The organism is Vibrio sp. St2 (assembly GCF_947311885.1).
GTDB classification, from domain to species: Bacteria; Pseudomonadota; Gammaproteobacteria; order Enterobacterales; family Vibrionaceae; genus Vibrio; species Vibrio coralliilyticus.
Genome location: NZ_CAMZNA010000004.1, coordinates 327,319 through 346,476, shown reverse-complemented (window position 1 = coordinate 346,476; position 19,158 = coordinate 327,319). Strand labels below are relative to the sequence as shown.

At 45.0% G+C, this 19,158-nt stretch carries 19 protein-coding genes; 11 read left to right on the top strand and 8 right to left on the bottom strand.

Annotated features, from left to right (window positions below):
- Window positions 1-15 precede the first annotated feature (15 nt).
- Together QMA41_RS15260 and pykF are read right to left on the bottom strand one after the other, a co-directional pair.
- Window positions 16-675 (bottom strand): FCD domain-containing protein, encoded by a 660-nt coding sequence (locus tag QMA41_RS15260; protein ID WP_021456707.1) that lies wholly within the window; start codon window positions 673-675, stop codon window positions 16-18.
- A 166-nt stretch (window positions 676-841) separates the two neighbouring features.
- On the bottom strand, window positions 842-2,254 hold the full coding sequence (gene pykF / locus QMA41_RS15255) for a pyruvate kinase PykF (RefSeq protein ID WP_006958219.1): 1,413 nt from the start codon (window positions 2,252-2,254) through the stop codon (window positions 842-844).
- A 432-nt stretch (window positions 2,255-2,686) separates the two neighbouring features.
- Here pykF and QMA41_RS15250 point away from each other — a divergent pair, with 432 nt between their 5' ends.
- The 5 genes from QMA41_RS15250 (at window position 2,687) to QMA41_RS15230 (ending at window position 8,235) form a co-directional block, all read left to right on the top strand.
- The gene (locus tag QMA41_RS15250) at window positions 2,687-3,448 is read left to right on the top strand and encodes a DeoR family transcriptional regulator (protein ID WP_239838562.1); all 762 of its coding nucleotides are present in this window, start codon (window positions 2,687-2,689) and stop codon (window positions 3,446-3,448) included.
- 110 nt (window positions 3,449-3,558) lie between these two features.
- Window positions 3,559-5,391, top strand: a complete 1,833-nt coding sequence (gene glmS, locus QMA41_RS15245) for a glutamine--fructose-6-phosphate transaminase (isomerizing) (RefSeq protein ID WP_281630085.1) — start codon at window positions 3,559-3,561, stop codon at window positions 5,389-5,391.
- 289 nt (window positions 5,392-5,680) lie between these two features.
- Window positions 5,681-6,064, top strand: a complete 384-nt coding sequence (locus QMA41_RS15240) for a DUF3316 domain-containing protein (RefSeq protein ID WP_281630084.1) — start codon at window positions 5,681-5,683, stop codon at window positions 6,062-6,064.
- A gap of 94 nt (window positions 6,065-6,158) precedes the next feature.
- Window positions 6,159-6,848: a heavy metal response regulator transcription factor gene (locus QMA41_RS15235; protein WP_281630083.1), complete on the top strand. Its 690-nt coding sequence runs from the start codon at window positions 6,159-6,161 to the stop codon at window positions 6,846-6,848.
- Window positions 6,841-8,235, top strand: a complete 1,395-nt coding sequence (locus QMA41_RS15230) for a heavy metal sensor histidine kinase (RefSeq protein ID WP_281630082.1) — start codon at window positions 6,841-6,843, stop codon at window positions 8,233-8,235. The genes QMA41_RS15235 and QMA41_RS15230 overlap by 8 nt, the downstream gene beginning before the upstream one ends.
- Before the next feature lie 163 nt (window positions 8,236-8,398).
- On the opposite strand, the gene QMA41_RS15225 is transcribed toward QMA41_RS15230, so the two are convergent.
- The 3 genes from QMA41_RS15225 to ispB all read right to left on the bottom strand — a co-directional run bounded on the left by QMA41_RS15225 (window position 8,399) and on the right by ispB (window position 12,841).
- Window positions 8,399-9,478, bottom strand: coding sequence for a TRAP transporter substrate-binding protein (locus QMA41_RS15225; RefSeq protein WP_281630081.1), 1,080 nt, complete (start codon window positions 9,476-9,478; stop codon window positions 8,399-8,401).
- A 264-nt stretch (window positions 9,479-9,742) separates the two neighbouring features.
- Window positions 9,743-11,497: a lysophospholipid acyltransferase family protein gene (locus QMA41_RS15220; protein ID WP_281630080.1), complete on the bottom strand. Its 1,755-nt coding sequence runs from the start codon at window positions 11,495-11,497 to the stop codon at window positions 9,743-9,745.
- A 372-nt stretch (window positions 11,498-11,869) separates the two neighbouring features.
- On the bottom strand, window positions 11,870-12,841 hold the full coding sequence (ispB, locus tag QMA41_RS15215) for an octaprenyl diphosphate synthase (RefSeq protein ID WP_006958205.1): 972 nt from the start codon (window positions 12,839-12,841) through the stop codon (window positions 11,870-11,872).
- A 272-nt stretch (window positions 12,842-13,113) separates the two neighbouring features.
- Between ispB and rplU the strand changes: the two genes are divergently transcribed.
- The 6 genes from rplU (at window position 13,114) to folA (ending at window position 17,019) form a co-directional block, all read left to right on the top strand.
- Window positions 13,114-13,425, top strand: coding sequence for a 50S ribosomal protein L21 (gene rplU / locus QMA41_RS15210; protein WP_006958203.1), 312 nt, complete (start codon window positions 13,114-13,116; stop codon window positions 13,423-13,425).
- 20 nt (window positions 13,426-13,445) lie between these two features.
- A complete protein-coding gene (rpmA, locus tag QMA41_RS15205) occupies window positions 13,446-13,703 on the top strand; it encodes a 50S ribosomal protein L27 (protein WP_004409945.1) in 258 nt (85 codons plus the stop codon).
- A 277-nt stretch (window positions 13,704-13,980) separates the two neighbouring features.
- Window positions 13,981-15,153, top strand: a complete 1,173-nt coding sequence (gene cgtA / locus QMA41_RS15200; RefSeq protein ID WP_006958202.1) for an Obg family GTPase CgtA — start codon at window positions 13,981-13,983, stop codon at window positions 15,151-15,153.
- A 120-nt stretch (window positions 15,154-15,273) separates the two neighbouring features.
- Window positions 15,274-16,041, top strand: coding sequence for a threonine/serine exporter ThrE family protein (locus QMA41_RS15195; protein WP_019277495.1), 768 nt, complete (start codon window positions 15,274-15,276; stop codon window positions 16,039-16,041).
- The gene (locus QMA41_RS15190) at window positions 16,041-16,511 is read left to right on the top strand and encodes a threonine/serine exporter family protein (RefSeq protein WP_172845462.1); all 471 of its coding nucleotides are present in this window, start codon (window positions 16,041-16,043) and stop codon (window positions 16,509-16,511) included. The genes QMA41_RS15195 and QMA41_RS15190 overlap by 1 nt, the downstream gene beginning before the upstream one ends.
- Before the next feature lie 22 nt (window positions 16,512-16,533).
- Window positions 16,534-17,019, top strand: coding sequence for a type 3 dihydrofolate reductase (gene folA, locus QMA41_RS15185; RefSeq protein WP_281630079.1), 486 nt, complete (start codon window positions 16,534-16,536; stop codon window positions 17,017-17,019).
- 50 nt (window positions 17,020-17,069) lie between these two features.
- Here folA and apaH read toward each other — a convergent pair whose 3' ends face one another.
- The 3 genes from apaH to rsmA form a co-directional block, all read right to left on the bottom strand.
- Window positions 17,070-17,879: a bis(5'-nucleosyl)-tetraphosphatase (symmetrical) ApaH gene (apaH, locus tag QMA41_RS15180; protein WP_281630078.1), complete on the bottom strand. Its 810-nt coding sequence runs from the start codon at window positions 17,877-17,879 to the stop codon at window positions 17,070-17,072.
- Between the two features lie 20 nt (window positions 17,880-17,899).
- Window positions 17,900-18,277, bottom strand: coding sequence for a Co2+/Mg2+ efflux protein ApaG (gene apaG / locus QMA41_RS15175; RefSeq protein ID WP_019277498.1), 378 nt, complete (start codon window positions 18,275-18,277; stop codon window positions 17,900-17,902).
- A 72-nt stretch (window positions 18,278-18,349) separates the two neighbouring features.
- Window positions 18,350-19,156: a 16S rRNA (adenine(1518)-N(6)/adenine(1519)-N(6))-dimethyltransferase RsmA gene (gene rsmA / locus QMA41_RS15170; protein ID WP_171354227.1), complete on the bottom strand. Its 807-nt coding sequence runs from the start codon at window positions 19,154-19,156 to the stop codon at window positions 18,350-18,352.
- Between the last annotated feature and the right edge of the window lie 2 nt (window positions 19,157-19,158).

Here is a 19,158-nt window from a genome sequence, read left to right as displayed (position 1 = left end):
TTTTTATGTCTCTAATTATGCGGCCTGCTCAATGGTGATTTGGATTTGTTCCATTGAACGATGCAGATGGCGATCAAACTCTTCGGCGGCTTCATCGGTGTCTTTCGCCAGAACTAGTTTCATGATCTTCTCATATTCGTCAATTTCGAATTGGCGTGGGTCTAAGCCGTTGTGTCTTGCAAAATAGCGATAGCGTTTGATTTGATTGATCAAATCAGTGAAGAATTCAAACATATTCCTAGAGTTAGAACCTTCTAATAGTGCGATGTGGAATTGGTGCTGGCGCTCTTCCCACTCTTTCCAGTCAAAATTGTCGTTAGTCAGGTTGATACGTGACAGTTTGTGGAATGAAGTGAGTACTTCCAACTCCCAATCTTCGCCGCCAGATTTGATCGACTTTTTTAGTAGTACGGCTGCAACAGTGCGTAAGCTCTCATAGAGATCTTCCAGTTCTTCGACGCATACTGGTGATACCCAACAGCCTTTTTGTGGTTCTAAACTGACATACTTCGTCCATGAGAGTTGCACTAGTGCTTCTCTGATTGGTGAGGCCCCTACGTGGTATCGGCTTTTTAGATCTGCAACTACTAGCTTTTGACTCGGTTTGAGCTCTCCGCTTAAGATGTCTTGGTAGATCATTTTCGAGACTTTGTCAGTCAACGTTGGGCTAGACACTATCCTTTCCTCATATGCATAAATACAGCGTTATATAAAACGGTCGTGAATTTAATAGTACGCAATACTTTGATTGATAATACAGCGTACCAAATAGTGAGACAAGAGGAAGGGATAAAAAAAGAGGGCCGAAGCCCTCTTTAAAAAGTGAATATTTATTCGGTTCTTATAGAACGTGAACAGAAGCTGTGTTTGTTGTACCAGAAGCGACTAGAGCGCCAGATACCATAACAACGATGTCACCTTTGTTGCCTAGACCAGATTCAAGTGCTAGCTCTTTACCTAGTACGTAGAATGCGTCAGTGCTGTCGATTGAATCAACCAACACAGGGCGAACACCTTTTGTTAGCACAAGCTGAGCTGCTGTTTTTGCATTGTTAGTCAGTGCAAGGATGTTTGCTGTTGGGAAGTACTTACGTACTGAACGAGCTGATTTACCACCTTCAGTTGCAACAACGATCAGTGGAGCCGCTAGTTTTTCAGCTGTGTCTACAGCACCTTTACATACTGCTTCTGTGATACGTAGACGAGGGCTGTCTAGGCGAGAACCTAGTTCAGCTTTTAGTGCTGCATCTGTGCGGTTTGCGATTTGAGCCATGATAGTTACCGCTTCAACTGGGTACTTACCTTTGGCTGTTTCACCAGAAAGCATTACAGCATCAGTACCGTCCATCACTGCGTTCGCAACGTCACCAGCTTCTGCACGAGTAGGACGTGGGTTGTTGATCATAGAATCAAGCATCTGAGTTGCTGTGATAACCATCTTACGTGCACGGTTACATTTCTCGATCATCATCTTCTGAGCGAAGATCACTTCTTCCGCTGGGATTTCAACACCTAGGTCACCACGAGCAACCATGATACCGTCAGACAGCTCTAGGATCTCATCGAAGTTATCAACACCTTCTTGGTTTTCGATCTTAGAGATGATGTGGATGTTTTCACCGCCGTTAGCCGCAAGTACTTCGCGAATTTCTTTCACGTCAGATGCTTTACGGATGAAAGAGGCTGCAACGAAGTCAACGCCTTGCTCACAACCAAACTTAAGGTCGTTCTTATCTTTTTCGGATAGAGCAGGTAGGTTTACTGAAACGCCAGGTAGGTTAACACCTTTGTTTTCGCCTAGTGCGCCGTTGTTTAGTACCTTACATTTCACTTCAGTTTCTGAAGTAGCAAGTACTTCCATTTCGATCAGACCGTCGTCCACTAGGATAGTGTTACCAACGTTAAGGTCTGCTGCGAAACCTGCGTAAGTTACCGCTACTTTGTCTTTGTCGCCCACAACTGAAGTGTCAGTTGTGAAAGTGAACTCCTGACCAGCAACCAGATCAACATCGTCGCCATTTTCTAGCTTGATAGTACGGATCTCTGGACCTTTAGTATCTAAAAGGATAGCCAGTTGCTTACCAGACTCTTCCATTACTTTACGGAAGTTCGCAATACGAGTGCCGTGCTCTTGGTAGTCACCGTGAGAGAAGTTTAGGCGCATTACGTTCATGCCTGCATTTACGAGTTCAGTTAGCTTCTCTACAGATTCAGTTTTAGGGCCAATCGTACATACGATTTTGGTCTTTTTCATGGAAGATATTCTCCGGTCAATAATAGTTACAATCTGAAAGTCATTTATCTCGCTGAAGTCGAGGGTTCCCGCCTGGCATTTCGTGCCTTCTATATACAAGAGAACATCAATGTTGTCGTCGACTTCAGAACTGAAAGTCTTTCAACAAGTTTAGTCATTTTATGACCAAACTGTCTGGATAATACTCAGCATTTCTGTGACTAACCTAGGATATATGCGGTTAGTTGCAAAAAAATAACGGTCAATTCTGTAATTTTTTTTCTTTTCGGTGGCGAATTCTACCACTGATTCACGCCAATATCACTGTTTAAGAATTGTCTTAGGACAAGGTTTTGCCGCTATTTTTTATTTTTTGGTTCGAAATAAATGGACTTTAAAGTTTCGGTTTGACTATAATTTCTTTCACAACGAAACTTATTGAATGAAATTAAGATGTCGAAACGAAACACGCAACTAAGAAGACACGCAATTTCTAATTTGGTAAATGAAAAAGGTGAGGTCAGTGTTGAGGCTTTGTCTCTCCAATTTGAGACTTCTGAAGTCACAATTCGAAAGGATCTCGCCTCTTTAGAGAAAAATGGCCAATTATTGCGTCGCTATGGTGGTGCTATCGCATTACCAAAAGAAGTCGTCAGCGATGAATTGAGCGAAAATGTTTCGATTCGTAAGAATGAGCTCGCCCAAGCGGCCGCCAAGCTGATCCGCGAGCACAATCGCATTGTGATCGACAGTGGCAGTACAACCGCTTCATTGATCAAGCAACTGGATGGTATGCGTGGTTTGGTTGTGATGACCAACTCACTCAATGTGGCGAACGCGCTTAATGAGCTTGAAAGTGAGCCTACGTTATTGATGACGGGCGGGACTTGGGATGCACATTCTGAGTCTTTTCAAGGACAAGTGGCTGAGTCGGTACTACGCTCATATGACTTTGACCAGCTATTTATTGGTGCTGATGGCGTTGACTTAGAGCGAGGTACGACAACATTTAATGAATTGGTCGGCCTAAGTAAAGTGATGGCTGAAGTGTCACGTGAAGTCATTGTGATGGTCGAATCTGAAAAAATTGGTCGTAAGATTCCAAACCTCGAACTGGCTTGGACTTCCATCGATATCTTAATTACTAACAAAGACTTGAATCCTGAGTTCAAACAGCAAATTGAATCTCAAGATGTGAAAGTTATTTGCGTATAAAGCTATTTAAAACAATGTAATCAATTTAATCCCGTCAATTTGGCTTTTTTGCTTGCTGTCTAGATTGCGTACCTCGGATGAGGAAGGGATACCAAAACGGAGATACAAATATGTGTGGAATCGTCGGTGCAGTAGCACAACGAGATGTGGCTGAAATTCTGGTGGAAGGCTTACGCCGCCTTGAATACCGTGGTTATGACTCTGCAGGTGTTGCTGTAGTTGATGGTGATTCTAATCTGACTCGCCTTCGTCGTCTGGGTAAAGTTCAGGAACTGGCGGACGCTGTGGACGCAGCAGAAGTGGTCGGTGGGACAGGTATCGCACACACGCGTTGGGCAACCCACGGTGAGCCTTCAGAGGCTAACGCACACCCGCACATGTCAGGTGATATTGCTGTTGTGCATAATGGTATCATTGAAAATCATGAAGAGCTGCGTGAGCTGCTAAAGTCTCGTGGCTATGTATTTGACTCCCAAACGGACACTGAAGTTATTGCTCATATGGTTGAGTGGGAGCTACGCACTGCTGACTCATTACTTGAGGCGGTTCAGAAAACAGCCAAGCAACTTGAAGGCGCTTACGGTACAGTTGCTGTTGATCGCAAAGATCCTTCACGCATTGTTGTTGCTCGCTCTGGCAGCCCGATCGTCATTGGTTTTGGTGTCGGTGAAAACTTCCTCGCTTCAGATCAGCTTGCATTGCTAAATGTGACCCGTCGCTTTATGTATCTGGAAGAAGGCGATGTGGCTGAAATTACTCGTCGTGAAGTGAACGTGTTTGATCTTTTTGGTGAGCGTGTTGAGCGTGAAATCATTGAGTCAAATGCAGAGCACGATGCGGGTGACAAAGGTAAGTACCGTCACTTCATGCAAAAAGAAATCTACGAACAACCAACGGCTTTAATTAACACAATGGAAGGCCGCCTAACATCGGATTCAGTCGTCACCGAAGCTATTGGTGTTAATGCGGCAGAAATCTTGAGTAAAGTTGAGCATGTACAGATTGTCGCATGCGGCACGTCTTATAATGCGGGAATGACTGCGCGCTACTGGTTTGAAGATATTGCAGGCGTGAGTTGTGATGTGGAAATTGCGTCTGAATTCCGATACCGCAAATTTGTGACTCGTCCAAATAGCCTGCTGATCACTTTATCTCAATCAGGTGAAACGGCTGATACTTTGGCAGCGCTTCGCCTTGCTAAAGAGAAAGGCTACATGGCGGCAATGACGATTTGTAACGTTGCAGGCTCTTCGTTAGTTCGTGAGTCTGATTTTGCTTTCATGACACGTGCTGGCGTAGAAATCGGCGTTGCATCAACTAAAGCCTTCACAACTCAGCTTTCAGCACTGCTAATGCTAGTGACGGCACTTGGTAAGCAGCAAAACCGTGTAAGCAAAGAGAAAGAAAAAGAGATCGTTGAAGCACTGCATGCATTGCCAAAACAGCTCAACTCTGCACTATCGTTTGAGAAAGATATTGAAGCCCTAGCGGAAGATTTTGCAGATAAACACCACACCTTGTTCCTTGGCCGCGGTGAATTTTACCCGATTGCTATGGAAGCTTCGTTGAAGCTGAAAGAGATATCTTACATTCACGCAGAAGCTTATGCTGCGGGTGAATTGAAGCATGGTCCTCTTGCGCTGATTGATGCTGATATGCCAGTGGTTGTCGTCGCACCGAGTAATGAACTGCTTGAAAAACTTAAGTCGAACATTGAAGAAGTGCGTGCGCGTGGTGGCTTGCTGTATGTCTTCGCTGATGCAGAGGCGGGCTTTGAAGCCGATGAGACGATGAAGATCATCACTATGCCTCACGTCAGCGACATCACTGCGCCAATCTACTACACGATTCCAATGCAGTTGCTGTCTTACTATGTGGCGCTGATCAAAGGTACGGATGTGGATCAACCACGCAATTTGGCCAAAGCAGTAACGGTAGAGTAAGCCACGCAAGATGTAATTACATTTGTTGATAATGTGCTATACAACTAGCGAAAGCCTAAAGCGAAGTCATATGACTTCGCTTTTTTATATCTGCCTTAATGCTAATGGAATATCCCGTCAATGCTCACTCGCAAACTGAGCAATAGGTGTTCATTGGTTTTGTACAACGGTTATGGATCTAATCGCTCTGGGGTGTATGACAAAAATGTCATCTTCGAGATAGGTTGATGTCAGGTGTGTTGTTGAATAATGAAGTCATTGAAAACAAACGTACTCAAAGGTCATCAATATGAAAGCACTGAAAACCGCTCTCCTTGTAACAACACTAGCAATCACTAGCGCATCAGTATTTGCTCAACCTACTTTCAATGGTGGTAGATACATTAACCGAGAAGAGATGAAGACCATTTCTGTAGAGCCAGCCGCAACGTCAGATACTGCCTATCAACAAGCTTTGGTTGAGCTAAACGCTTTAAAAGGTATGTCGTCTCGCGAGCTCGATAAAAAGCTGAACATCAGCCTCTTGAGTTTCGATGTTGCGAACAATAGTACACGCCTTCAAGATGGCGGCTTTGTCACAGTACAAGAGCGCATGAATGAAAACGGTCAATTGGAATATTTGGGCATTGTGAATGTCAAAGTGAACTACGCAGAGCGCGATAGCAATCGATAACAAGCTTCAATGAGAAGAGTATGATGTCATCGACATCGTACTCTTTTTACGCTTGTCGGCGCTGTGCGCAACTCACTGAGATAGAGGGTAGACATTGAAATTACTGATTGTAGAAGATGAAGTGAAAGCGGGGGAATACTTGCAAAAAGGGCTGGTGGAGTCTGGCTACGTGGTTGACTGGGTACGAGATGGTGTTGATGGGCTGTATCACGCAACCAGTGAACTCTATGACCTGATTCTTCTCGACATCATGTTACCCAAACTGGACGGTTGGCAAGTGCTAAATACTTTACGCAGTAGTGATATTCATACCCCAGTCATTATGCTGACGGCCAAAGAGCAGATTGAAGATCGAGTTCGCGGTTTTGAGCTCGGTGCCAATGATTATGTGGTTAAACCCTACGCGTTTGCTGAACTGTTAGCGCGAATACAAAACGTATTTCGTCATCATACTTCCTCTCGAGTGCTAACCTCGCCGCAAACACTTCAAATTGCCGATCTAAAGCTGGATATGATCAAGCGAGTCGCGACGCGAAGTGGGCAATCCATGACGTTAACAGCGAAAGAGTACGCTCTACTTGAACTTCTAATGCGTAAAGAGGGGCAAATTCTCTCACGCACTACTATTGCTTCATTGGTGTGGGATATGAATTTTGACAGTGACACCAATGTTATCGACGTTGCCATTAAGCGATTGCGCCAAAAGGTGGACAAACCGTTTGAGACGTCTTTGATTCATACCGTTAGAGGAATGGGCTATAAGTTGGAAGCACTTGATGCTTAAATTACCCGCCAGCTTATCCATGCAAAACAAACTTGTACTGATGTTCGTTGGTACGACATTGTTGGTGTATCTCGCATTAGCATTTATTCTCTATTACACCATCGAGCGTCATTTCTTTAATCAAGATTACAGCGACATCGTGACCAAATATAACGCGATAGAAAAGACGATGCTGGTCTCACCTGAGTCTGCTTACCTCATTATCGACAATAGCTCTGCTTATATGTGGGCATATAAAGATAAAAACCTGACTTATAAGAATTCGACACTCTCTATCCCCGATGGCTTATCTTTAACGCTGAGTTCTCCGCAGATCTTAGATCGAAACAATGCCATCGAGTGGCGTGAAAACTCATTAGATATTCGAGCTTTTGCGTTTAAAAACAAAGACGCCATTGTTGTGATCGGCATGAGCATCAACCATCATCGGCTGTTCTTAAGTAAACTTGGCTGGATCTTATTCTGGTCTTTAGGCTTTGCATTTATCGCGTCTACATTGTTTAGCCGAGTAATAGTAAACCGAGGCTTGAAGCCGATTGTGGCCTTAAATAAACACATTCAACATATCACACCAGAGCAATTGGATATTCGTATTGATCCTGAGAGTCTGCCAGTCGAGCTGCATGAACTGGCCGCTAAGCACAATGCGATGTTGGATCGTTTGCAAATGGGCTTCCATCGTTTGAGTGAATTTTCTTCTGATATTGCCCATGAACTTAAAACGCCTCTGACCAATATTACGACCCAAAACCAAGTGATATTAGGCGCGTGCCGTACGTCGGAGGAATATCAAGAAGCCATCGCCTCTACGCTTGAAGAGTTAAACCGCATTACCAAAACCATCAATGATTTGTTGTACATCGCGAAAGCGGAGAACAAGCTCATCCATCGGCACAATGAAACCTTTGCTGTTGAGGAGCAGATTGAGCGCATAATCGAGTACTTTGACATCTGGGCGGAAGACTCTGCCTTGACCATCACCACTTCGGGTCAAGCTATGTTGTTTATGGATCGCAATATGTTTGAGCGGGCAGTGGGAAATGTGCTCTCGAACGCGATTCGACATGCGTATGACGAGACTGTGATCTCTATTAAGGTCGCACAAGGGGAAGGGCAAGTGAGCATTACGGTCACGAACGCAGGAGAGACGATACCTAGCCCCTATTTGCCGTATTTGTTTGAGCGTTTTTATCGGGTTGATAAGTCACGTCAAAATACAGGTAGTGTTGGGGCTGGGCTGGGTTTATCGATCACGCAATCAATCGTAGGTGCTTATGATGGTCAGATTAGTGTGGCTTCAGAGAACAACCAAACTCAATTTTGCATTATGCTCCCAGCCATTCATGCTGATCAAGCAGCGGAATTACGTTCTTTAGAGACGTTTTGAGCGTTATTTTGCTTTCCGGTTCTGGCAGAGGTGGGAGTAAATCAGAACTCATGACTGCGTGACATTTTCTGATTCTAGTCTTTTGGAACAAGGTACATGCTCTCGAAGGAGTAGTCGGTAAAGAGGGAATGGCAGAGACTTGGAGCCTCTGCCAAGAAGTTGCTTAGTTTGAATCTAGGTAGGCCTTGGCTGAAATTTCAGTCCACGCTCGGACTTTGGCTAAATATTGGCGCTGAGATTCGATGATCTGTTTTGCCAGTGGATCGTTACTCGCTTGTTCCTCAAGCAACTCTTGTGTGGCTTTCTGCATTGCCTCGAGGACTTGCGGTGGGAAGTCTCGAACCTTGATATCAGGATATTCTTGAGTCATGGTTGCCCAGCTGTTGGCATTAGCATCGAGTGCCTGTGTGTACATATCAAATGCCGCTACCCTGAAAGCTGTTTCTAGGATCGATTGAAGATCTTTAGGTAGCCTGTCCCACGTTTTCCTGTTGACCAGGAATTGAGTCTCAGAGCCAGGTTCGTGCCACGCGGTATAGTAATAAGGGGCGATTTTTTGAAAGCCCATCCGCAGATCGAAAGCAGGGCCTACCCATTCAAGCGCATCAATTGTGCCTCGTTCAAGTGAGGTATACAGTTCGCCAGGAGCTATGTTGGTTGGTTTTGCTCCAACCTTGGCCATCACTTCACCGGCAAATCCAGGAATACGAATTTTTAAACCTTTTAGGTCTTCAACGGAATTGATCTCTTTTTTAAACCAGCCGCCCATCTGAATATCGGAGTTGCCACCAGGGAAGGAAAGTAAGTTATGCGGAGCGTAGACTTTTTCCATCAACTCCATACCACCACCACGATAAAACCAAGCGTATTGCTCGGTCGTGATCATCCCGAAAGGCATGGAAGAGAAATACAGTGTGTTAGGTACTTTACCTTTCCAATAATACGAACTGGAGTGCCCAAGGTCGTACTGACCTGACTTGACCATATCGAAAATGCCCAATGGCGCTTTGTGCTTATTGGCAGAATCAATGCGAATTTGAAAGCGACCGTTAGACATCTCTTCTGCTAATTGAGCCATGTTCTTAGTGGCATCACCTAGAATTGGAGTATTTGGTCCCCAAGTTTCAGCTAGCTTGAGTCGATAGACTTTTTCTGCGGCGAAACTGGTGACAGACGCTAAACCTAATAGCAACGCGATGGCGCCAGTAACTGTAGAGCGAATGGTTTTATGAGATGGCATCATGATGGAGGTTACTTCCTTGTTATTGTGATTATCGTTACCCCTAGATTTCAGTTAGATGATAGTTCCGTCAATGGATTTTTGATTGGCATAATCTTGGTCAATCAATATAAAAGTCGGTTTTTTAGCAGCAATGAAAGATTGTTGCTTTGTTACTGAGTTACGGTGTGAAAGATCGCTTTGAAATTTATTTTAAATCAAGTGAATTCTCTGGATAGCAAAAGTGCTGCGTAAGTCACGCAGCATTTTCGTTGTTGTTCAACCAAGTTAAGGGGTGTGATGCGCTAGGTACTGCTGGGCTTGAGAAGTGCCCATGTAACGGGCTAGTGTTTTGACCGGTACTTGCTGAAGATCAACCATGATCAACCCATCTAATGTATTGTTAAAAGAAGGATCGACATTGAACGACACTAATTTACCATTCAGGCCCAAATATTGACGCAACAATACGGGAACCCCTTTGCCGTCATCAATACGAGCAATTACTCGCGACAATAGCTGGAGATCGCCCAACGCGGTCAGCATGCTAGTATTCCAATTTTTAGGTTGAACTGGCAGAGGGTTCGATGGTGTCACGTATTCGGCTTTCTCTGAGTCGTAATGATGGAGAGTCATGGTATCGGCAAGCAGTTGTCTTGCTTGCTCACTGTAATCGTTACTGATACTGACAGGGCCAAACAAATGCGTATAGCTTGGGTTGCGGTGGACGAAAGTGGCGATCCCTTTCCAGAGCAATAGCAGAGCGCCCATACTTTTCTGATAACGTTCATCAATCACCGAGCGACCCATTTCAATCGATTTGCCCATGGTGTTGAGAAAGTCTTCGCCATAATGAAAAAGGGTTCTCGAATAAAGGCCGGACAGCCCCTTGTTCTGCATAAGCTTATCGATTAACCCAAGACGATAGGCGCCAACTAGGCATTCATTATCTCTGTCCCAGATAAACAAATGCTTGTAGTAACGATCAAATTCGTCGATGTCTAAAGCGAGGCCTGTGCCTTCACCCACTTTGCGAAAGTTACTCTCTCTCAGCCTGCCTATTTCATGCAGTAATGAAGGAATATGCTCGGCGTCAGTGCAATAGACGTCAAACTCACCACTGGTCAATAAGTGATGTTCAACTGGTAGCTTGGCAAGGTCAGTTTTAAGATCTTGAACAGGTAAAGCTTGCGCGACAGGTAAAGGGTTAGACTCTAACTCTTCGCTGTGCCCACCAGTTAACGTTTTGTTTTGTAATAAGTAGGTATTCAGGCGAAGGTAGTTAACAATTTGCGCATCTGTTAGGCCGTTGACTTCTTTAAATTTGATTGCCGACCCGATAGATATATTGATCGGCTGTTGGGTTTTATTGAGTAGTTCGCGGCCAAGCATCAAGGTTCTTAGTAGAGGGTGCACTTTGCCAGCCATATAGAAGCGCTTGGAGTTTTGACCATCGATAAACATTGGTATGGTACTCGCTTTGGCCTTACGCACTAAGCTGCTCACCGAACGGCTCCATTCCTTATCCTCGATACGTTGAGTCTTACGATCAACCAGCTGGGAGACTTCCCCTGCAGGGAAAAGGAGCAATAGCCCACCTTGATCTAAATGATGGTGAGCCTGTCGAAGCGCTTTAAGGTTCGCTTTGTGGGCGTTCTGGCCTTCAAATACGTCGACACCGATAAACAGCTTATCCAGCTCAGGGACAGTTTTTAAATACTGGTTTGCCAATATCTGTACATCGTCTCTGACATGCAGCAGTAGCTCTGCCAGTATCACCCCTTCAACGCAGCCAAGAGGATGGTTGGCCACGACCACTGTTGCTCCTTGGGTAGGAATATGCGTCAAAGAGCCTTTAATTACCTGATAATCAATACCGAGAATCTCTAGAGTAAATCGAAGAAATGCTTTGCTATCACAGCCTACTGGCCTTTGCGCGTAATATTGGTCAAGCTTATGTAGACCAGTGGCCCACTCGGCTAAGTTTTCTCCTAAACCAAAAGGTGTCTTACGTGGTAAACGAAAAGGGCTCGAAACTTCCATATTGTCCTCGGTTCTACGATTTTCAAACCGAGATTAGGTCGGTTTGATTGCAGTTTGAGGTCAGTGGAGTGAGAGATTTATGAACGAGCGATGACGCTTTCGTGATCCAATAATAAATGGCAGCGTGATGCTAATTTCGGGTGTAACAGTGGCAACTTGCTTGAACGAACAATACGATTGGTCGCAAAATGTACGGAATGCTTGCCCGTGTTGGTCATTTACTGCTAGGTTGAAAGAGCGGGGAAGACTTATTACTAACAAAAGTGCGGCATTAGACTTAGCTCGGAGTTAGTAATAGCAGAGTCAATAGACCTTCGATTTGCTGGGCTGGAACCAACGGGAACTTTAGGGTTCCCGTTGTTACATATGAAGTTATTTTGAGCGATGTACTGACATATGTGCCAGTGTTACGAGAGCTTCCTTATAAGGAGACTCGCTTAGGACAGATAATTCTGCAATTGCTTTATCCGCTTCTTGATACGCTTTTTGGCGGGTATATTCTAAGGAACCTGTCTGCTCCATGGCTTCCATAATGGAATCGAGCTTCTCCATACCGTTGGCTTTTTCAATCGCCTCACGAATCATCTGGGTTTGCTCGGGTGTACCGTGTTGCATCGCATAGAGCAGCGGCAGCGTTGGTTTACCTTCGGCAAGATCATCACCAACATTTTTACCCATTTCATCGCCATCAGATGTATAGTCCATGACATCATCGATCAACTGGAATGCGGTACCCAAATATTTACCATAGTTTTGCAGAGCGGTTTCTACTTCCGATGGAGCATCATTAAGAATAGCGCCAATTTGAGTAGCGGCCTCGAACAGACGTGCAGTCTTAGAGTAGATAACCTGCATGTAGCTTTCTTCAGTGGTATCTGGGTCATTACAGTTCATTAACTGTTGAACTTCACCTTCAGCGATGATGTTGACCGCATCACTCATCAATTTAAGGATCTTCATGGATCCTAGCTCTGTCATCATCTGAAAAGAGCGCGTATAGATAAAGTCACCAACCAATACGCTGGCCGCATTACCAAAAGCGGCATTGGCGGTTGCTTTTCCGCGACGCATATCGGATTCGTCGACAACATCATCGTGTAGCAGTGTAGCTGTGTGAATAAATTCAATAAACGCTGCTGCTGTGGTGTGCGCCTGACCCTGGTAGCCCAGAGCACGAGCTGACAGCACAGCTAAAAGGGGACGTATGCGCTTACCACCACCACTAATGATGTAAAAACCTAATTGGTTGATTAAAGATACGTCTGAGTTGAGTTGAGCATGAATTGTTTCATTCACTTTTGCCATGTCATCGGCAGTTAGCGCTTGGATAGCTTTAAAATCCATTGTAAATCCGGCTGAAGTTAGAACTAGTAAGGTCTTCTTATCTGATTTAATTAGTGAATAATACACTAAAAAACGTTGATTAATACATGGCTAAAGGGCATGATTGCCGCACTTTTATCTGGCGATTAGCTTTTCGCCAATTTTTTCAAAATATGGCTTGTCATAGGGACATCTCTTCTGTAGAATCTGCGCCCTATTGATGATTAGTTTAGCGCACACCCATGATGCTCATTAAATAAGCATAAGGCTGTGCGGAAAAAGCGGAGTAAGATATGTACGCTGTTTTCCAATCTGGTGGTAAACAACACCGTGTAAGCGAAGGTCAAACTCTTCGTTTAGAGAAATTAGACGTAGAAACTGGTGCAACTGTTGAATTTGATAAAGTTCTTCTTGTTGCTAACGGCGAAGACGTTCAAGTTGGCGCTCCTCTAGTAGAGGGCGGCAAAGTAGTTGCTGAAGTTGTACAACACGGTCGTGGCGACAAAGTTAAAGTCGTTAAGTTCCGTCGTCGTAAGCACTCTCGTAAGCAACAGGGTCACCGTCAGTGGTTCACTGAAGTGAAGATCACTGGTATCAACGCTTAATTTATTAGGAGAGTTTAACAATGGCACACAAAAAAGCTGGTGGTTCTACTCGTAACGGCCGCGATTCAGAAAGTAAACGTCTGGGTGTTAAGCGTTTCGGTGGTGAATCTGTTCTTGCAGGTAACATCATCGTTCGTCAACGTGGTACTAAGTTCCACGCTGGTACTAACGTTGGTATCGGTAAAGACCACACTCTATTCGCTCTTACTGAAGGTAAAGTGAAGTTCGAAGTGAAAGGTCCTAAGAACCGTAAATTCGTAAGCATCGAAGCTGAGTAATTCTCGCTGAGATTAAGAATTTAGGCTTCTAGCTGAATTCAAAAGCCCTGCCGATTCGGCGGGGTTTTTTATTTGTAGCGAGATGGAATCGATACTAAGGCACTTTGTAAAAAGTCCCTCATTATATATTCCTGAGTAGCAGAACGATCTGGGATTTTAGGTGATCGATCTGAAATTGGGATCTGCTAGAATTTATATCATTCACTTGCCGAAACACGGTCAGTGAGATGATATTTGCAACGCAGCTACGTGATGTAGCAATTGGGCGGAGTAAGAGATGAAATTCGTTGATGAAGCGGTAGTTAAAGTTCAGGCCGGAGACGGCGGTAACGGTGTAGTGAGTTTCTGGCGAGAGAAATTCGTTGCGAAAGGCGGTCCGGACGGTGGTGACGGTGGTGATGGCGGCGATGTTTACATCCAAGCTGATGAAAACCTTAACACGCTAATTGATTATCGCTTCCAGCGCTTCTATGAAGCAGAACGTGGTGAAAATGGCCGTGGCGGTAACTGTACTGGAAAACGTGGTAAAGACAAAGTTCTACGTGTGCCTGTTGGTACTCGCGCTGTGGATATTCACACCAATGAAATCGTGGCGGAAGTTGCAGAGCATGGCAAAAAAATCATGGTCGCAAAAGGTGGCTGGCACGGTTTAGGTAACACGCGTTTTAAGTCGTCAGTCAACCGTGCACCACGTCAAAAGACGTTGGGTACCAAAGGCGAAATCCGTGAAGTTCGCTTAGAGTTACTACTGCTTGCTGATGTGGGTATGCTTGGTTTGCCGAATGCAGGTAAATCAACCTTTATTCGCTCGGTATCAGCGGCTAAGCCAAAAGTAGCTGACTATCCATTTACGACTTTGATCCCTAGCTTGGGTGTAGTCAGTGTCGTACCTGAAAAGAGCTTTGTTGTCGCGGATATTCCTGGATTGATCGAAGGCGCTGCGGATGGTGCTGGCCTTGGTATTCGCTTCTTGAAGCATTTAGAGCGTTGTCGAGTTCTACTGCATATGATCGACATCATGCCGATTGATCAAAGTGATCCTGTGCAGAATGCGTTAACCATCATTGATGAGCTTGAGCAGTACAGTGAGAAGTTAGCAGACAAGCCGCGTTGGCTGATCTTCAACAAGGTTGATTTGATGCCTGAAGAAGAAGCGAACGAAGTGATCCAAAATATTCTCGATGCTCTAGGTTGGGAAGAGGATTACTACAAGATCTCCGCGGTGAATAAGCAAGGAACCAAAGAGCTTTGTTACAAGTTGGCTGACTTTATGGAGAATCTACCTCGTGAAGAAGAAGAGATCTCTGAAGAAGAGAAAGTTGACTTCATGTGGGATGATTACCATAAAGACGCAATGTCAGGCAAAGACGTCATTACTGAAGACGACGATGACTGGGATGATTGGGACGATGAAGAAGACGACGGGCATGTCGTTTATGTCCGCGAATAATCCTTAAGTTGATTGAAAGCCGCAATGTTTAAAGCATTGCGGCTTTTTTGTATTTAAATCAAATCAATCGTCGGCGTGATTCGCCACAATAGCAGGATTCTAAAGGAGTAGGATTGATTTATGGTTTCAAAACAACGCAGTGTTTCTCGCCTTATTGCTCAAGCCGGGCAAATGCTGCTTGCGCATGGAGCAGAGAGCACTTTAGTAGGGGACATTACCCGACGCATTGGACTTGCGAGTGGCATGGATGAGGTGGAAGTTTCTTTGTCTGCCAGTTCGTTAGTAGTGACGACTGTTTATCAGGAGCACTGTATTACCACTGCACGCCGCAGCCCTGATCGCGGAATCAACATGAGGGTCATCACCCAGATACAACGGATTTGTATCATGCTTGAAAGGGGAATCATAGATCATGCCTTGGCTCAGCATAAACTGGAAAGAATTAGTCCCGAACGTTATAACAGATGGCTAGTTGTAGGTATGATCGGCTTATCTTGCGCTGCATTTAGTCGACTAGCGGGAGGGGATTGGGTGGTCTTTGCTATGACATTCATCGCTTCTTCGATCGGGATGATAGTCAGGCAAGAAATCGGCCATCGCCACTTTAACCCCTTGATGAACTTTGCCGCGACAGCGTTTGTTACAACCGTTGTGTCAGCGCAAGCGGTAATTTATGGGCTAGGTAATTCGCCGTTTTTGGTTATGGCCTCTTCGGTACTTATGCTGGTGCCAGGGTTCCCGCTAATTAATGCTGTCGCTGATATGCTCAAAGGCTATATCAATATGGGCATTGCTCGCTTTGTTATGGCAAGCTTGCTTACCTTGGCAACCTGCCTTGGTATCGTCGCGGCCATGAGCCTAGTTGGTGTCTGGGGGTGGGTGTTGTGATGTGGTTTGATTTATTGGTTGCTTTGCTCAACGACATGCTGTTTGCCGCGATTCCCGCTGTGGGGTTTGCTTTAGTCTTTAATGTTCCCCAAAAAGCCTTGGTCTATTGTGCAATCGGGGGGGCAATTGGTCATGGTTCACGTTATTTGATGATGCATTTTGGTATCCCTATCGAATGGGCCACCTTTTTTGCCGCGATGTTGGTTAGTATCGTTGGTATCCATTGGTCTCATCGCTTTCTCGCTCATCCGAAAGTGTTCACCGTAGCGGCGTTGATTCCTATGGTTCCAGGTGTATTTGCGTTTAAGGCAATGATAGCCTTAGTGGAGCTTAATCATAGAGGATACAGCCATGAGTTAGTGGCGATGTTGGCGGAAAACTTCCTTAAAGCAATGTTTATAATTGCGGGATTAGCGGTTGGCTTAGCGATGCCGGGATTGCTATTCTATCGCCGGAAATCGATAGTCTGAGACGTTTAAAGGAGCATCAGCAATGATCATCAGCATGATCGCCGCCATGGCAAAAGATCGAGTAATTGGTAAAGACAATCAAATGCCGTGGCATCTGCCCGCAGATTTTGCTTGGTTCAAACGTTGTACTATGGGCAAGCCTGTTGTTATGGGGCGTAAGACGTACGAGTCGATTGGTCGACCACTTCCAGGTCGTCAGAATATTGTGATCAGTCGTGATGCTAACTTAGCCATTGAAGACGTCACGACAGTGACCTCGATTGAGCAGGCTTTAGAGGCTGCTGGTGAGGTAGACGAAGTGATGATCATCGGTGGTGGTGCGATTTACAAAGCCTGCCTTCCTCAAGCTGACAAGCTCTACGTGACTTATATCGATGCCCAAATAGAAGGCGATACCCAATTTCCGTCTTGGGGAGATATGTTTAAAGAAAGCCATTCTGAAAACTACGCAGCGGATGAGAAAAATGCGTACGATATGCGATTTGTTGTTTTAGAGCGACAGGGCTAGCAGATTAGTTAACAGTTTATGAGCTGGAGTAGCTGATTGTTGTCGGCTCTCTAGCTTTCTAGCGAATTTTGTGTAAAAAACGTCTTATCTTCCCATCTCAACATCGTCAAGCTGCCACCCCATACGCAGCCGGTATCTAATCCAATGACATCCTTGCCGGTATAACCTTCCAATGCAGCCCAGTGGCCAAACAACACTGTCTTATTCAGCGGAATACGATTGTTAAGTTCAAACCATGGCGTTAAATGACTATCTTGGACGTCTTTTGGTGGACGCTTACAAGCCATGTCTAACCTTCCATCGGAAAAGCAGAAGCGCATTCGCGTGAAGGCGTTAATGATGTAACGGTAGCGCTCAATGCCTTCGAGCTTGTCAGACCATGAGTCGGGTTGATTATCGTACATGTTTTTGATCAGCCAATGCCATTCGTTGCTCTGTAAAACGGTTTCGACTTCTCTGGCACTGTTTCTAGCGACATCAAGCGACCACTGCGGTGAAATGCCCGCATGGCACATCACGAACTCATCATGTTCAGCGAGAAGGGGTAGCTGCCGGAGCCAATTGAGTAGCTCTTCTTTGTCGTCAGCCTCAAAGATAGGAGCCGTCTTATCTTTGTTCTTAACTTTGTGTATACCCATTGAGACGGCGAGCAAATGCAGGTCATGATTACCTAAAACTACTTTAGCTGATTGACCTAGATCTTTAATAAAGCGCAGTGTCTCTAGAGATTTTGGCCCTCGGGCAACCAGATCACCAGCGACCCAGAGCGTATCAGATTGAGGGTTGAAGCTCGCTTGTTTGAGCAACAGCTTGAGCTCATCAAAGCAGCCTTGAATATCACCGACGATGTAATTAGACACAAAAGTTCCTGTGTTGGGTATTAGTTGAGAATATTCGGTAGAGCGAGCCTGAAAGGTTCTATTTCGGTGATAAACTCTCGGCCTTTTTCATCGAGGAGAATATATTGGCCTTGCATCACACCGACTGGTGTTTCTAGAGCGGTACCGCTGCTGTAAGTATACTCATCACTTCCCGGAATGAAAGGCTGCTGGCCAACCACACCATCACCTTCCACGGTCATCTGTTTGCCGTTGGCGTCAGTAATTAGCCAGCGACGACTAATGAGTTGGACGGTTTGATTGCTGAGGTTTTTTATTGTGATGACGTAGGCGAAGACGTAACGTTCTGAATCAGGCTGAGACTGCTCTGAGATGTACTTGGTATGAACTTGAACTTTAATACAAGGGTTAGCTTCCATGTAGACTCCTGCGTACAAGTCAAAAAAATTAGAGTTGTAGACCAATAGGTTACAACTCTAATTATATGAAGATTATTTGTGGTTTGTGTCTAACCAGTTAGCTAAGTCGACAAATTGCTCCAATGTTAAGTTCTCTGGGCGCATTCCTGGGTTGATGCCCAGTTGTTCTAGAGTCTCAGCATTGACCAAAGATTTATAACAATTTCGGACTGTCTTACGTCTTTGGTTGAAGCCGTCACGACATACGCGATCTAACCAGTTAAGGCTTGTCGCTGGATAAGGTAACGTCTCGTAAGGGACCAGACGAACAACAGCAGAATCGACTTTTGGTGGTGGAACGAATGCCGTCGGTGGGACTTCCAGCACAGGAACTACCTTACAATAGTATTGCGCCATAACTGTTAGACGGCCGTAAGCTTTTGTGCCTGGACCTGCTGCTAAACGGTTAACCACTTCTTTCTGCAGCATAAAGTGCATATCTTGAATATCTTTATGGTATTCAAAGAGGTGGAACATCAACGGAGTAGAGATGTTGTATGGCAGGTTACCAAAAATGCGTAATCTATTGTTAGGCTTCACCAATTGAGTGAAGTCGAAACGCATGGCATCGCCTTCGTGAATGGTTAGCTTTTCGGCTAATTCTGGGTGAGTTCTTAAGCGTTCAGCCAAATCACGGTCAAGTTCAATCACAGTGAACTTATCCACTTCTCGACCAACTGGCTCTGTAATTGCACCTAGGCCGGGACCAATCTCAACCAAGTTTTGACCTGGCTTAGGATTGATCGCAGAGACAATACCATCAATGATGTATGGATCGTTTAAGAAGTTTTGACCAAAGCGTTTACGTGCTTTGTGCCCTAAATGGACATCGTTTCTCATAG